Origin of the sequence: Pseudoalteromonas sp. OOF1S-7 (assembly GCF_022347765.1) — a bacterium.
In the GTDB taxonomy this organism is placed as follows: domain Bacteria; phylum Pseudomonadota; class Gammaproteobacteria; order Enterobacterales; family Alteromonadaceae; genus Pseudoalteromonas.
Map to the genome: position 1 here is coordinate 347978 of NZ_JAKRFZ010000003.1, position 15622 is coordinate 363599.

The 15622-nt window shown below is 49.9% G+C and carries 12 protein-coding genes; 5 read left to right on the top strand and 7 right to left on the bottom strand.

What is annotated here, in order from left to right; genetic code table 11:
• Positions 1-48 precede the first annotated feature (48 nt).
• Positions 49-963, top strand: a complete 915-nt coding sequence (locus MHN33_RS06425; RefSeq protein ID WP_239397188.1) for an arginine deiminase-related protein — start codon at positions 49-51, stop codon at positions 961-963.
• Positions 964-1029: 66 nt separating this feature from the next.
• Complete coding sequence (locus MHN33_RS06430; protein ID WP_239397189.1) at positions 1030-2451, top strand: alanine/glycine:cation symporter family protein; 1422 nt, start codon at positions 1030-1032, stop codon at positions 2449-2451.
• Positions 2452-3137: 686 nt separating this feature from the next.
• Here the strand turns inward: MHN33_RS06430 and MHN33_RS06435 are convergent.
• Positions 3138-3713, bottom strand: a complete 576-nt coding sequence (locus MHN33_RS06435) for an outer membrane beta-barrel protein (protein ID WP_239397190.1) — start codon at positions 3711-3713, stop codon at positions 3138-3140.
• A 66-nt stretch (positions 3714-3779) separates the two neighbouring features.
• The gene (locus MHN33_RS06440) at positions 3780-4343 is read right to left on the bottom strand and encodes a BON domain-containing protein (protein WP_239397191.1); all 564 of its coding nucleotides are present in this window, start codon (positions 4341-4343) and stop codon (positions 3780-3782) included.
• Positions 4344-4612: 269 nt separating this feature from the next.
• On the opposite strand from MHN33_RS06440, the gene MHN33_RS06445 reads away from it, so the two are divergent.
• Entirely contained in the window at positions 4613-4864 is a 252-nt protein-coding gene (locus tag MHN33_RS06445) for a TIGR03643 family protein (RefSeq protein WP_275442612.1), read from the top strand.
• Positions 4865-4878: 14 nt separating this feature from the next.
• Here the strand turns inward: MHN33_RS06445 and MHN33_RS06450 are convergent, their stop codons facing one another.
• The 4 genes from MHN33_RS06450 to MHN33_RS06465 all read right to left on the bottom strand — a co-directional run bounded on the left by MHN33_RS06450 (position 4879) and on the right by MHN33_RS06465 (position 10906).
• Positions 4879-5520 (bottom strand): cohesin domain-containing protein, encoded by a 642-nt coding sequence (locus MHN33_RS06450; protein WP_239397192.1) that lies wholly within the window; start codon positions 5518-5520, stop codon positions 4879-4881.
• A gap of 61 nt (positions 5521-5581) precedes the next feature.
• Positions 5582-7666 carry a dockerin type I domain-containing protein gene (locus MHN33_RS06455; RefSeq protein ID WP_239397193.1) on the bottom strand — a complete coding sequence of 695 codons (2085 nt, stop codon included), beginning with the start codon at positions 7664-7666 and terminating at the stop codon, positions 5582-5584.
• Positions 7667-7807: 141 nt separating this feature from the next.
• A complete protein-coding gene (locus tag MHN33_RS06460; protein WP_239397194.1) occupies positions 7808-8425 on the bottom strand; it encodes a response regulator transcription factor in 618 nt (205 codons plus the stop codon).
• Positions 8426-8578: 153 nt separating this feature from the next.
• Positions 8579-10906, bottom strand: coding sequence for a TonB-dependent receptor (locus tag MHN33_RS06465; protein ID WP_239397195.1), 2328 nt, complete (start codon positions 10904-10906; stop codon positions 8579-8581).
• Positions 10907-11113: 207 nt separating this feature from the next.
• Here MHN33_RS06465 and MHN33_RS06470 point away from each other — a divergent pair, with 207 nt between their 5' ends.
• Positions 11114-11755, top strand: coding sequence for a LysE family translocator (locus MHN33_RS06470; RefSeq protein WP_239397196.1), 642 nt, complete (start codon positions 11114-11116; stop codon positions 11753-11755).
• 9 nt (positions 11756-11764) lie between these two features.
• Here MHN33_RS06470 and MHN33_RS06475 read toward each other — a convergent pair whose 3' ends face one another.
• Positions 11765-11914: a hypothetical protein gene (locus MHN33_RS06475; protein WP_239397197.1), complete on the bottom strand. Its 150-nt coding sequence runs from the start codon at positions 11912-11914 to the stop codon at positions 11765-11767.
• Between the two features lie 354 nt (positions 11915-12268).
• Here MHN33_RS06475 and MHN33_RS06480 point away from each other — a divergent pair, with 354 nt between their 5' ends.
• Positions 12269-15568: a glycosyl hydrolase gene (locus MHN33_RS06480; RefSeq protein WP_239397198.1), complete on the top strand. Its 3300-nt coding sequence runs from the start codon at positions 12269-12271 to the stop codon at positions 15566-15568.
• Positions 15569-15622: the final 54 nt, after the last annotated feature.

Sequence of the window (15622 nt, forward strand, 5' to 3'; positions counted from 1 at the left end):
ACCATGAATGCGCGTGTTATCCGTATTTGTATTAGAGGTATTTCAGTTATGTTTCCACAAGCGCCCGGTGCCGTGGTGATGATCCGGCCACACCACTTTTTGCCCAATGAAGAAACCCGCGCCGACAACAGTTTTCAGTCGCAGGCACAGCAGTTCGATGGCGGGGTTAGCCAGCTGGCCTACGAGCAGGTCACGCGGGCGGCCGAGCAGCTGGAGCAGGCTGGTGTGCGGGTGCACTTGTTCGAAGACTTAGGCACAGATACACCCGACTCGGTGTTTCCAAACAACTGGTTTTCCACCCATGCGGGTGGGCAAATCGCCATCTATCCCATGTATGCGAAAAACCGCCGCCGTGAGCGACGCACAGATATTATTGAGTTGTTAAAGCGCGAGTATCGAGTGCAGGATGTGATTGATTACTCTGGCCTGGAATATGACAACCTGTTCTTGGAAGGTACCGGCGCTATGGTGCTGGATCATATTGAGCGGGTAGCCTACACCGCCCGCTCAAAACGTACAGATTCCCACGTGCTGGAGCGGTTCTGTAGCCATTTTAATTTTGAGCCTATGGTGTTCGAGGCGCTCAGTGAGGGTGGCGTGCCGGTCTATCACACCAATGTGCTGCTGTGTGTGGGCAGTGACTATGCGTTAGGCGGGTTCGATATGATAGTTGACCCGGCGCGGCGCGCAGAAATCAAACACCGCTTGCAGCTGGCTGGTAAAAAACTAATCGCTTTGAGCGAAGCCCAGATCAACGCTTTTTGCGGTAACGCACTGGAACTGAGCGCAAGTGCAGGGCGGGTGCTGGCGTTGTCGCAAACAGCGTATGACGCGCTAACGGCTGAGCAAATCGCGGTGCTGGAGTCCTGTGTCACTTTGCTGCCGCTGGAGGTTTCTGCCATTGAGCTGGCGGGGGGCTCGGTACGTTGTATGCTGGCGGGTGTTCACTTGTCCCGGCGCTAACGCAAGCGGCTGAATAAACATAATAAACATAACAACAATAACAACAATAACAACAGGCAGGTGACTATGATGGCATTTATCGTTGACCCGATTAACAATCTTTTGTGGGGGCAGGGTCAGATCCTCATTTACCTGCTGCTGATCGCCGGATGCTGGTTTTCCTGGCGACTGAAATGGGTGCAGTTTCGTCATTTTGGTCATATGTTCAGTGTGATGAAAGGCAGCATGAGCGGCGACAGCTCGGGGATCAGCTCTTTTGCCGCATTATGCACCGGCCTGTCAGCGCGAGTCGGCACAGGTAACCTGGCGGGGGTGGCGATGGCCATTTCGCTGGGTGGCAGCGGTGCGGTGTTCTGGATGTGGGTGATTGCTCTGCTGGGTATGGCAACCGGCTTTGCCGAGAGTGTGCTCGGTCAGCTCTATAAAGTGCGCGATGAACATCGCGAATTTCGCGGCGGCCCGGCGTATTATATCCGCGCGGGGCTTGGCAAACCTAAACTGGCCGTGGTGTTTGCACTGTGTTTATTCCTCGGTTACGGCTTTAGTTTCAGTGCCATGCAGGCCAATACCATTGCCGAAGCGCTGAATAATACCTTTGCCATAAATCCGCTCTACACAGGCCTGGTGGTCGCCGTGCTGGCAGGCTCAATAGTGTATGGCGGCCTGCGCAGTATTGCGCGTTTTGCCGAGCTGATCGTGCCCTTTATGGGCCTGGCGTTTGTGGCAACCGCACTGTTGATTCTGGTTCTCAATATTACCCAGGTGCCAGCCATGTTGCTGGATATTTTCCAGTCCGCATTTGGCCTCACAGAAGCCGGTGCCGGCGCTTTGGGGGCCGCCATTAAAAATGGCATTCAGCGCGGTTTGTATTCCAACGAAGCGGGTGCGGGCAGCGTGCCCCATGCGGCAGCCGGCGCAACGCCGGTGCCCAATCACCCGGTGGCGCAGGGTTATGTGCAAATGCTGGGAGTTTTTATCGATACCCTGGTGCTGTGCAGTTGTACCGCCGTGGTAGTACTGCTGTCCGGGCTACCAGTCAGCGGTGAAATGGCCGGTATCAGCCTGACCCAGAATGCCATGCAGGCACATTTTGGTGAAGCGGGCGACTATCTGATAGCCGCCGCCATCACCTTGTTTGCTTTTACCTCTGTGGTTGCCAACTACGCGTATGCAGAAAGCAACCTGCACTTATTCAAGCTGGACAACCAAGCCGGACGCCTCGGCTACACGGCTGTTTATCTGGCCATGGTGTTATGGGGCGCCAGCGCCACCTTGCAGCAAGTCTGGAGCCTGGCCGACATGGCCCTGGGCCTGATGACCCTGGTGAACATCTACGCCATCATCCAACTCACCCCGACAATTATGAACCTGACAAAAGACTATCAGCGCCAGCAAAAATCAGCGAAAAAAATCCATTTCGACCCAAGCAAAGTCAACTATCAAGGCTACTTACACAAAGATGTTTGGGTGAGCCAAAAAAGAGATTAATTATCTCTTTTTTGGCGAACGCGAGACATGGACGTCGAGTCGGAGGCCCCCCACAAGGATGTGTGTCCACTCGTACCATAATAAAGACCGAAGCTACGCTTCGCAGCTTGCTGAACGCTCACCCATGGACGGGTGAGCCGGAAGCCCTCCACAAGGAGGTGTGTCCACTCGTACCAGAGATTAAGTATCTCTTTTTTGGCGAACTGTGGTGTAAAGTCAAGCTTTAGCTTGGTCTTTGCGCAAGGTGAAATGAGTCATTTTAGAGATCCAGGCTCTGATCACTTTGGTCACCGGAAGCCCCCACATGGATGTGTGCCCACTCGTAGCATAATAAAGACCGAAGCAACGCTTCGCAGTTATCGTGTAAAGTCAAGCTTTAGCTTGGTCTTTGCGCAAGGTGAAATGAGTCATTTTAGAGATCCAGGCTCTGGTCACTTTGGTCACCGGAAGCCCCCCACAAGGATGTGTGCTCACTCGTAGCTTAGTCAAGACCGAAGCAACGCTTCGCAGCTATCGTGTAAAGTCAAGCTTTAGCTTGGTCTTTACGCAAGGTGAAAAAGTATTACCGGCACTGGGCCGGTATCTCCGTTATACAGCAGTTTAGCCTGGCGTTTGGTTGCAGTAGCCGAGCTTATGCGGCCACGGCCACGCTTTGGAACTACTGTGCAGTGCGTTTCTCAGTCATATTAAAACTGATACTCTACTGAAACGGAAGCCACATCCAAATCCGGTTCAATGTTGTTTTCCAGCTCATAGCGCACGTATTCCAGACGCAGGTTGACGTTGTCGCTGACATGAAACGCTGCACCAGCACCATATAGCCAGTCGCCTCCTTCGAGCTCAGAGGTTACTCGGCCAATGGCTGGGATGTCGGTATAGAGTTCAGCATCCCACTCCAGCCAGCCACCTTTGGCGTACACAGAAAAGTATTCATTAACAGGAGCCGATAAGAGGGTAGACAAAGAGACGCCGTCTATTTCTGCGCTGCTGTCTATGTCACTGGCTTCATCAAAGTTTTCGTATGCCAGTTCAAAGCTCCAGTATGGATTGATTTTCGTACCTACATAGGCTTTGAGCATGGAGGCATCTTCGTCAAACGACGTGTCATTTTCTCTGTCTTCCCACTGAAAAGAGTATTGGCCATAACCCAGGCCGGTGTAGATCCTGTAGCTGTCCGGATCGAATGTGGTCTCTGCTTGTGCCATCGTTGCAGTCATACCACACAGTGCAAGTAACGTCGTTGCAATAGAAAAGCGTTTCATAATTGCTCCTTCTTTAGTCAATCTGTTTGTTCAATAGCGTTAAAGCGGGTTGATCTGCAAAGACTGTTACGCGTCTTTATCCAGCGTCAGGTGAGACTGGACCGATTTTACATCGTCGGCATTTTTGGCAATTTGCACAGCAAGCTGGCGCTCGGCGTCGGTATCTACATCCCCTGAGAGGGTCACGACACCGCGCTCGACATCAACGTCAATATCGGTGCCATCGATGTCAGAGTCAAATAAAAAGCGTGACTTGATCACTGTGGCAATTTTGGCATCGGTAAAGGTGCTGGTTTCTGCCTGGTGTTGGCTTGACGTCTTATCATCAGACATATCGACAACCGTTAGTTCATTCTCTACGTTTTTAACTCCGTCGATGCCCAGCACCAGCTCTTGAGCAAGTTTTTTGTCAACGGCATGTTCAACTTCACCGGTCAAAATAACCGTGCCATTTTTCACATCTGTGTTGATGTCGAAGTTGTTTAGCTCACCGTTAAATAACAGGGTGGCTTCTGCTTTTCCGTCAATCCAGGCATCACTGGCTTCTTTTTCCCAGTTATTGTCAGCGGCAATAGCAGAACTGGCCATTAAAGAGGTGGTTAGCAAAGAGATAAACAGTGTCTTTTTCATATTTCGACTCCTTAAAAATTAGATTCGATATAGATAGAGCAATATGTTTGCCAATTTTAAGATGTTGATTTTTATGGGTTATATTTTTTGGGCTATAAAAGAGTGAAAAATTTTTATGTAAGATATCAATGACTTTGTAATTTTTACTCTCTTCTATAGAAAAAGTCCGAAACTTCAAGGTTCATCACCAGATACACAGCAACCCACTAAACCACCCGGCTTTTTGCCTCGTACTGTTACAGAGTAAAAACGCAAGATAAGAGTACATAATGCAGTTAACGAGTGATGAGCAGTCGAGAGTCATTGAGATGGCCTGGGAAGACAGGACGCCGTTTGAAGCCATTGAGCAGCAATTTGGATTAAACGAATCAGCGCTTGTCCGACTAATGCGTACTCACCTGAAGCGTGCCTGCTTTCGATTGTGGCGCAAGCGGGTGAGTGGTCGGGCAACCAAGCACGGTAAGTTAAGACCGGCTGAAATTTCGAGGGGTTATTGCCCGACACAATATAAGCATCGCTAAGCAGAGCGCATAATTTAAGCGGGCTGGCTATCAGGAGTGGCAACCGGGCGTCTGCGAATATAAAAGGCACTCAGGATGCTCAGTAGTAGCAACACAGCCGTTAAAACGATTGCCCACGGAATGTCCGTGTGCGGTGAACTTTGCACCTGATAGCTGGCATTAAAGCTCAGGCCCAAAGGCGCCTGGGCAGTGTAAGTGTATTTTTCGCCATTTCGGGTGCCAAACTCTGCAACCTGAATAGACAGCTTGGTCTCACTGGTATTGGCTGGTGCACTGAAGTACAGCCGGGCAAGGCGCCCGCTACCGGCAGCACTTTGTGCCGGTGCGACCTGGCTTGCAATATACTGGATCTGGCCTGTTTGCGGATCCGCCTGGTTACGCAGGGTGTACAGAAGTTTTTCATCGAGAAAATTACCCTGTTCCAGTTGTGTGCCCTTGGTTTTAGCATCCTGATCAATAAAGGTTACAGACTTGGCGTCGTAGTTTAGGGTCAGCTGTACGCCGTACACTTCAGGCAGGTTGTCCACTATCACATCCACATAAAATTCGCTGCCGGTTTTGATTTTCGGGTTTGAGGTCTCAAGGTAAATACGCCCTTGCTCTGCAAAGGCACTCAGGCTGAACAGCAACGCGGTGATACACACTATGTAATTCATTTTTTACTCCATAAACTTAATGGCAGGGGTCAGGGAAAAACCCTGACCCCTGTATAGTTCGTTACCAGCTTTGTGGTCCCTGTTTACCAAAGTTAGCGCCCAGTAAGGTGAGGTCTTGCAGATTGATTGCGCCGTCGCGGTTAAAGTCGGCGGCCATCACGTAGCCGTTTTGTTCGCCTTCTACGGAGCGATACGCGCCCAGCAGTAAGGTCAGGTCGGCAATGTCGATACGGTTATCGTTGTTACTATCACCGCCAATCAGATTAATCTGACCAAAGTCGATGTCAGCCTGACCCGAGGTCAGATCCACGCGCTTTTCGGCAGTCAGGTAACCCGGTGCACTTAGGGTCATAGTGACTTCTCCCAGGCCAACGCGAACCGAAAAACTGCCATCCGGATTGATAGTGACGAGCTGCCCGTTAATATAAAGCGTGATATGCGCAAAGTCGCCTGAAATCCCCAGGCTGGCGATATTGCCAGTCAAGGTGACCGATTCTTCGATGGTGAACGCATAATTGGTATTGCCTTGCAGTAAGTAATTACCCTGCTGGTCAGTCATTTGGGCTTGCAGAGTAAGATTGACGGTACCAGGTTGCTCAGTGATCAGGGTGACAGCAGCAAATTCGCCTTCACCCGATTTGGCTGTGGCCGGGGCCATCAGCGCCAGTGCGCCATCCCACTGGTTATTGTTAATGCCCATGGGTACAGACAAGCGCTCGTCCGAAGGCAGGAATTCGCCATATTCCCCCCCGGAGACTCGGGCTTTGGAGGTGTTATTTAGACTGACAATGGCATCCAGGCCGTAAATGCCTGCGCCACTGACCGTTAGTGGTAAGGTCACCGTGTCACCTTCCAGAACTGTGGTTTGTGGAAGTGACAGCGTCATAGTATTGGTTGGGGCAGTGGCGATTGTATGCTCAAACTTTTGAGCATACACATTGTAGTCACCTGTCGCGCTGGAGCCTGCCCAGCTGATAACAAACTCATTTGCATTGGTGTGTTTTATAGATGGATTGCGCTGTTCGTATTCGGTATTTGTATTGACTAAAAACTCTTCGCCATTGGGACTGTCGTCACTGTTAAAAGCCTGCGCATAAATACCGGTGCCGCTTCCATCTTGATTACGACTTTGCCATGTCACTACATAACTGCCATTTTCGCCCGCACTGATAGCAGGAGCTGTCTGGTTTCCACCGCTAAAAGTACTCACTTTAAAAGGCGCTCCGGCAATTAAGCCATTAATATCTAGTCTGCGAGCGTAAATACCATTGTTGCTCCAGGTGACTATTATCTCGCCATTGCTGAGCCGACTTATGGCCGGGGATGTGTGTGTTGTGCCATTTTCATCATTGATAAAGTACTTGTTACCTATTTTGGTTCCGTTGGCGCTATACCGTCGGGCATCAATATTGTTACTGCCGTCAGACGCCACAATAACAAAGCCGCCGTTTGCCAATTCCGTAATATCGGCACCTGAATACCCTACCTTCATTTTTGGGCTGAGCGCCGTCCCGCTGGTGTCAAAAACTTGAGATACAGTGGCGTAACTTGGAATATTGTAGTCATGCTCGGTCCAGCTCAATGCAAAGCCACCATTGTTAACAGGTGTAATTGAATTGATGCCTAAATTGGCGCTCTCACTGTTGTTGCTATACAGAGTAATCTCACCTCCCATTAATCTGCCATTGCGGTCGAAGCGTTGCGCCCGCAGGGTGTGACTTTTAGGAGAGTCAGTTTGTTTCACCCATGTAATGATGAAGCTACCATCATTTAAAGTTGTTGCCCCCGGGCTATGCCGATTTCCAGTGTAGCCTTCGTGGGCGCGATACTCTGTGTCAATGGGGGTGCCGGATGCCGTAAATCGTCGCAAATAGACATTGCCCTCACCAGCCTCGTTGTAAGTGACATAGGTTACAAAGAATTGGCCATCGCTCAGTTGGTTAACTGAACTTGAACGTTGGGATAAGGCCGTATAAGCGTTGACTAAAAATTCATTTCCTGCCTTTACTGGGGTTTGAGCAAAACTGAGTGCTGGCAAGCTGCACAGTGCGATAGAAAGCGCCGTACGGGCAAAGCGCTTACTTCGTTTGAGTGCTGTAATGTTGGCCTTTGAGCGCGCGAAAGAGCGCTGTAATACAGTTATCATCGTCGTGTCCTTGAATTGAGTAAGTATTATCTTGATTTCACATCTCATAGAAATGCGCTCATACGGTATAGAAACGATGATCTGGATAGAATAGGGGATTTACCCTATATCGGCACTTTTGCACATGTTGTGTTTGCCGAATTACAGTGATATGCCTTCCTCAATCGCAAACCGCACGAGCTGGGCAGTTTTATTGAATCCGAGCTTCTTCATAACCCGGGTGCGGTGTGCATCGACGGTTTTAGCTGAAATGTACAGGGCTTCGCCTATTTGCTTATTGGTCTGGCCTAAGGCTATATGGCGGATTATTTCCTTTTCTCGATTGGTTAAGTCGAAGTCAGTTTTGTTGTTACGATAGCTTTGTAGCTCAGATTGATTATCAGCGCTGATATATTGCCTGCCAGCGTGTACAGTTTGAATGGCCTTGATAAGCGAATTAAACGCATCACTTTTGAGTAAATAGCCCTGTGCCCCGGCTTCGAATGCAGTGTCTATGACTTTAATGTTGTTGTGCATCGTCAGTAAAATCACCCGGGTTTTAAGGCTACGTGCTTTGATGCGATGGCACACGCTAAGCCCGCATATTTCGCCCATGGTGATATCGAGTATAGCAATATCTGGCTCATAGCTGAGAATGTGCTGCCAGGCCTGTTCACCGGAGTCAACATCGGCAATGATGGTGCCAACGTTAGCTGCCTGGATCAGGGCAAGCAGTCCCTGCCTGACGATATGATGGTCATCCGCGATGAGGAGATTCATGGTTACTTTTTGTTTTAGGTTATTTCTTATATTTCAACATATTAGTTCTTCATTTTGAAACTTTATCGGTAATTGTTGAGTTTGATGGCAAAAATCAGTGGTAATAAAAAGCCGCCCAATGGCGGCTTTTTAACTGTGGGTGTTCGTAAATACTTAGAAATCCATCTGAAGCGTTAACGACACCTGACGAGATTTGCCAAGGTACATCTGGCCGTAACTGGTGAATGGGTTACCCTGGTTATCGGCATCTTTAAAGTAAGTGCTGATATAGTCTTTATCGAACAGATTCTTCACATCCAGGCGTACGGTGTAGTTATCCCAGTTGTAGCCCAGCTGAGTATTCACAATCGTATGTTGATCATTGATTGGATCTGAATTAACGGCATACTTTTCTTTTGTTAAAGATGCAGCCGGGTCCAGGTAGGCAATACTTGAGTCGGTATACTTTGCGTTGACATTCACATAGAAGCCGTTGTCAAAGGTGTAATTAGTCGCCAGGTTCGCCGTTAGCTCAGGCGCATCTTCAAATGCACGTCCAGTCAGGTGGCCGAAGTCGGTAAATTCGGATTCTGCCAGTCCCACGCCTGCGGTCACAGACCAGTTATTACTTGGGTAGTAGAAGACTTCGGTCTCAAACCCTTTCACTTCCGATTCTGCGGCATTGATGGTTTCTGTGTCATAAGGTGATGATGAGTAACGTTTAATAACTTGTTGATCTTGCCATTTCAGTAAGAACGCATTGGCATTCACCACCAATTTGCCATCCAGCCATACAGAGCGTAAAGACAACTCATAGTTGTTGGTATATTCAGGGTCATAGCTGAAAATATTTGAGCGTGCGACGTTAAATCCTACACCACCAGAGCGATAGCCTTTTTGGTAGATAAAGCTGGTCGACATATTCTGGCTAAAGTGATACGTCGCGCCTAATTTAGGTAACCAGGCACTGAAGTCTTCTTTGGTTGCCGGCTCTACTCCGGAAGCGGCTTCTGCAAAGCCGTGCAGATAGGCATTGATGCCACTAATAACTGGTGCGATTTGTGCTGGAGCCTGAGTCGGATCTGGCATTGGGTTATTGATCTTGTAGGCATTGTTGGCGCTATTGGTTTGTTCTTCGGTGTCGTAGCGCAGCCCGGCCAGCAGGTCAATTTGGTCTGTGACAGACCAGGTCAGGTCGCCATAAATCGCTGCGGTTTTGATCTTTTGAGTCAGGCCATAATTGAGCTCAAGATTAATCGGGTCAATATCAGGGTAGAACGGGGCGACTGCTGCCGCTGTTTGTGCCGCCATCTCAGCAGGCAGGCCTTGTTGCATCAACAGACCTGTTACCGCTGTAACCAGATCGGGTGCTCTGACTGCTTGCTGCAGAGTCATCAGGCGCTGACCTTGTGCTTTGTCATCTACGTCAACTTGTGAAGCATAGACTCCAAATGCGGCCTGAATTGTATCAGACTCGTAGGTTACTCTGAATTCCTGACTGAAGGTCTCATCGATACGGTGGTCATAGTTGTCTTTGACAAGCTGAGTGGGCTGCATATCGCCATCCCAGTTGTAGCGATAGTCCGATTCGTTGTAGGTCGTCACTGAGTGTAGCGACGTTGTGTCGTTAAGATCCCAGCTTACTTCCAGGTTATAAATATCGGTTTTAGTTTCTTCCCAGATGGGAGAATTGAAATCAACCTGACGGTCAAAAGGGGTGCCGCCGAAGTCATACAGGGCGAACTGAGCACCGAAACGGTTATCGTTGTGGGTATAGGTAAACAAAACGTCGACATCATCGTTTGGCTCAAATAACAGCTTTGCGCGCAATGTTTCGCTGTTTTCAAAATTGGCTGTATCACCCCGGGTGAGGTTATCTATGTCACCATCAGTCTGTTTGTCTTCGTAACTGACTCTGAACGCCAGCATGTCTTCTACCAGCCCCATACCACCGGCAAAGGCATACTCTTGCTGACCATGTTGACCTACCGTTGCTTTTAGTTTTGCACTTGGCTCATAAGTTGGGTCTTGTGATCGCATCATGATGGCACCTGCCAGCGCATTACGCCCTTGCAGGGTGGATTGGGGACCACGGAATACTTCAACCTGTGCCAGATCCCAGACGGACAAACCGCCACTTTTTACCATACGAAACGGTAATGGTGCACCATCGAGGTACATACTAGTTAAGAAGCTATTCCCCCCACCGGAAACCGAAAATGAATCGACGCCACGGATGCTGAAACCCTGGTTAAAGTCACCGGCTACGTTAGGCATCATTGCAAAGACATCGTTGATATTCTGCAAGTTATTCTTTTCCATATCTTTGCTGGTAACAACGGCAACACTGGTTGGGGTTTCCTGCAAAGTACGATCAATCTTCTGACCTTGTACCAGAATAACATCCAGTTCTTTTGCTTCATCTGCAATGGCTGAAGTTGCTGCTGTAGCGGCAGAGATCAGCGCCAATCCGACAGATTTAGCCAATATATTCAGTTTCATACGTCATGTTTCCAGAGAGTAAGAGAGTTATAAATAATTTTTCCTGGGAATAATACTGGATTATTCTAAAAATACAAATGATATCCACTATCATTTGCGTGTGTGGACCCAAATAGCCATTTTTGTTTATCTGGTCGATATCTCATCGATTGACGTGATATCCCGATGGGGTATAGGCTCAGTAAACACCTACAATGAGGAGCGTATATGTTTCCACTTGATGTTTTCCTGACTTATACCCTGGCTTGTCTGCTATTGGTGATCTCTCCGGGGCCAGACAATTTACTGGCGATAGCACGTGGTCTGAGTCAGGGGCAGTTCGCGGCAATTGTGTCCGGGCTATCTTCAGGTGCCGGGATCCTGTTTCATGTGCTGACTGCAACCTTTGGTCTGACTTTACTGATCCAAACCTCGGAGATTGCCTTTTATGCGGTTAAGTTGGTTGGGGCGGCGTACCTTATCTGGTTGGGTGTGAAAGTACTCAGAACCCGTCAGTTGTTTTCACTGACTAATACGCGGCCACAGCCTTTGTCCCGTATTTTCTCCACCGGCTTTTTATCTGCCGCGCTCAACCCTAAGCCGGGCATTTTTGTCCTGGCGTTTGTACCGCAGTTTGTGAACCCTGAGTTGGGATCCGTAACGGTTCAGATGCTGGGCTATGGTTTCTGGTTTGCCTTGCTAACTGCATCAGGATTCGCGTTGATGGGCATTTTCTCATCTCATTTATCGACGTGGTTACAACATAAGCCTCGTTTTGTGCTGGGCCTGAATGTGGGGGCCGGTGCAACATTCATTGCCTCGGGTCTGGCTGTGGCGCTGATGAAGCAAAGGCAGCCCACAGGGATTTAGGGTGCTATCTTAGCGTGTGCCTTTATTAGGGTTGCGTGGCACGTAACCTGAGGGCACCCCGCCTGAACCACCGACAAACTTTATGTGCTGGACTCGTAAATCACTCAGGGGATCGGTACTGAACGATTGCACAGTGCGTTGCGTTATTGTCATGTACATTGTGGCTGCTGGGTTTGGTTAACAGTAAATCACGAAAATGTTCGCATCAGATGGCTTTATGCCAGACAGGGCTTAGCCTGTCTGGCGAGACTGGCCTCGAGCCGGGCGGTGAGCGGCATCAGAACTACATCCCCTTAAAAACAGTCTTTCTCTAAATAAATCATAACCATAAAGTAACATGAGACGTATGAGTCTGGTGCGCATATTTGCTACTTTAGTTTTTTGTCGCATTTTATTTGAGCGCCAACGCACACTTATTGCACCAACCAGGGAAGTAACATACGGTTAATAAGTTTTTCGAAGTGTTATGTTGTAACACTCTGGGTAATCCAAAAATAAAAATAGGGAAAATATATGCATCAACTAAAACTTGGCCGCACTATGCGTATCGCATTGTTTGGTGCTGCCACTGTGCTCTGCAGCTTGCCTGGGCTGGCTGCCAAAGGTGATGAAGGGGTACTCTCTGCTGCCACATTTAAGGGGTTAGAGCTGAGAAATATAGGTCCCGGCTTTATGTCTGGCCGTATCGCAGATATCGCCATCGACCCCAGAGACACGAGTGTCTGGTATGTAGGGGTGGGCTCCGGCGGGGTATGGAAAACCAACAATGCCGGTGTCACCTGGCAACCCATTTTTGATGATCAGCCGGTTTATTCAATCGGTGCCGTAGTGCTGGATCCAAATAACAGCAATACCGTTTGGGTGGGCACGGGTGAAAACGTCGGCGGTCGTCACGTCAGCTTTGGTGATGGCATTTATGTCAGTCATGATGGCGGAGCAAACTGGACCAATATGGGCCTGAAGAACTCTGGCCATATCTCCGAGATCATTGTTCACCCAACCGACTCAAACACGCTGTGGGTGGCAGCTCAAGGCCCTTTATGGAGTAAAGGCGGTCAGCGTGGTCTGTACAAAACCACCGATGGCGGTAAAACCTGGGACAAGGTGCTGGGCGATAACGACTGGACTGGTGTGACCGACGTGGCCATCGATCCGCGCGATCCGAATGTATTGTATGCGGCGACCTGGCAGCGCCATCGTACCGTGGCCGCGTATTATGGCGGTGGTTCGGGTTCAGGTCTGCATAAATCGACCGACGGTGGTAAAACCTGGCAAAAGCTGGTGCAAGGGTTACCCCCGGGGGAAATGGGCAAGATTGGCCTGGAAGTTTCGCCAATCAATCCGGATGTGGTGTATGCCGCAATCGAACTCAACCGCCGCACAGGCGCGGTATATCGCTCGGCGGACCGCGGCGCATCCTGGGTGAAAGGGGCCGATGCTGTTGCTGGTGGTACCGGACCGCATTACTATCAGGAGCTCTACGCCAGCCCTCACCACTTTGACCATATCTATCTGGCCGGTGTGCGATTGCATGAGTCTAAAGATGGTGGCAAGTCTTTCAAAAGAATGGAAGAAAAAGACAAACATGGCGATAACCATGCGATGGAGTTTATCGCCGGTGATAAGAATTACATGATGGTCGGCTCTGATGGTGGCTTATACGAGAGTTTCGACAGTGGTGTGCACTGGCGCTATCACGAAAACTTGCCGGTCACTCAGTATTACAAGCTGGCACTGGATGACGACAAGCCGTTCTACAATATTTACGGTGGTACGCAGGATAATAATACTCAGGGTGGCCCGTCTCGCACGCTAAACAGCCATGGCATTCTGAACACCGACTGGAAAGTGGTGTTGTTTGGTGATGGTCACCAGCCAGCCACTGAGCCAGGTAATCCGGATATTGTGTATGCGCAGTGGCAACAGGGCAATCTGACCCGTTACGATCGCACCACAGGTGAAATCGTCTACATTAAGCCGCAGCCGGGCAAAGGCGAAAAGCCAGAGCGCTTTAACTGGGACGCGCCCATTCTGGTCAGCCCGCACAAACCGTCGCGCTTGTATTTTGCCTCGCACCGGGTGTGGCAGTCACAAGACCGTGGCGACAGCTGGACGCCAATTTCGGGCGATCTGACCAAAAACCGTGAGCGTATTCACCAGCCCATTATGGGGGGTAAACAAGGCTGGGACGGCGCCTGGGACATGTTCGCAATGTCACAATACAGCACCATTACTTCTTTATCGGAATCGCCACTGGTTGAGGGTTTGCTGTATGCCGGCACCGACGATGGCCATATTCAGATCACCGAAAATGGCGGTAAGTCCTGGCGTAAAGTGGATGTCAAACGCTTACCTAAAGTGCCGGATACGGCATTTATCAACGACATAAAAGCCGACTTGTTCGATCCTGATACCGTGTATATCGCGCTGGATAACCACAAATTCGGTGACTATAAGCCTTACTTACTGAAAAGTACCAACCGCGGTAAATCCTGGAAGTCGATCGCCAGCAACCTGCCGGACAAGCACTTGGTATGGCGTGTGGTACAAGATCATGTCGACCCGGATCTGTTATTCGCGGGTACTGAGTTTGGTCTGTTTTTCACCATTGATGGCGGTAAACGCTGGGTGGAGCTGACGGGTAACGTACCGACCATTTCGTTCCGCGATCTGGCCATTCAGCGCCGTGAAAACGACTTAGTGGGCGCCAGCTTTGGTCGCGGCTTCTTTGTACTGGATGATTATCGGGCGCTGCGTAACCTGTCTGAGGATAAGCTGGCGCAGGAGTCTCTGTTATTCCCAACCCGCGATGCACTGTGGTATATCGAGCGCAGTCCGCTGGGTGGCGGGGAAGTCGGCACGCAGGGTGGCAATAAGTACCGTGCACCGAACCCGGATTTTGGTGCCACTTTTACTTACTACCTTAAAGATGACATTAAGAGCCTGAAGGCGCAGCGTCAGGAAAAAGAAAAAGCCCTGAAAGAAGATGACAAGTCATTTGGTGTTCCATCGTGGGAGTCGCTGGAAGCCGAAGAGCGTCAGCAACAGCCTGTTGTCTGGTTCACTGTGCGTGATGCGCAGGGCAACGTGATCCGCAAATTGCAGGGTAAGGCCAACAAAGGCTTGCATCGCATCAACTGGGATTTGCGTTGGCCAGCACATCAGGCTATCGGCGTACAGGGCAATTACTTCTCGCCTAATCCTCAGGGGCCACTGGTGACACCGGGTACTTACAGTGTCAGCATGAGCAAAGAGGTCGACGGTCAGATAACGCAGTTACAGGCGTCGCAAACTTTTGAGGTGGTGCAGCTGAATCAGCGTAACGCGCTGAAGGAAATTGACGGCGAAAAAGTCGCGGCCTTCTGGAAAGAGCTGGCGGACGTCCAGCGCGTGGCCAGCGCAACTGGCCAGGCCCTGGGCAAAGCCGTGAAGCGTCTGGATATGCTGGAACAGTCACTGGATCGCACCTCCGTCGAACCGGGTGAATTTGACAGTCAGTTTGCGACTATCCGCAGCCAGTTGCTGGCACTGGACAGCCGCCTGAACGGTAATCCTGCTAAAAACCAGGTGGGTGCCTGGAATAACACGGCTACAGTGGGTGACCGTTTGTTCCACGCTTTGATTGGCACCAGCTACTCGACGTATGGCCCGACTCCGGCTATTCGTACCAGTGTGGATCTGGCAACACAAGAACTCAGAGCGATCCGCAATGAACTGCAGATCATTCTAAGCGAGACCATCCCTGCGTTTGAGCAGCAGTTACAAGCTAAAGGCGCCCCCTGGCTACCCGGTCAGTCATTGCCGCAGATCTAATCTGCCATTGATTATCATGGACTGAAAAAGGGCTCAATGGAGCCCTTTGTTTTA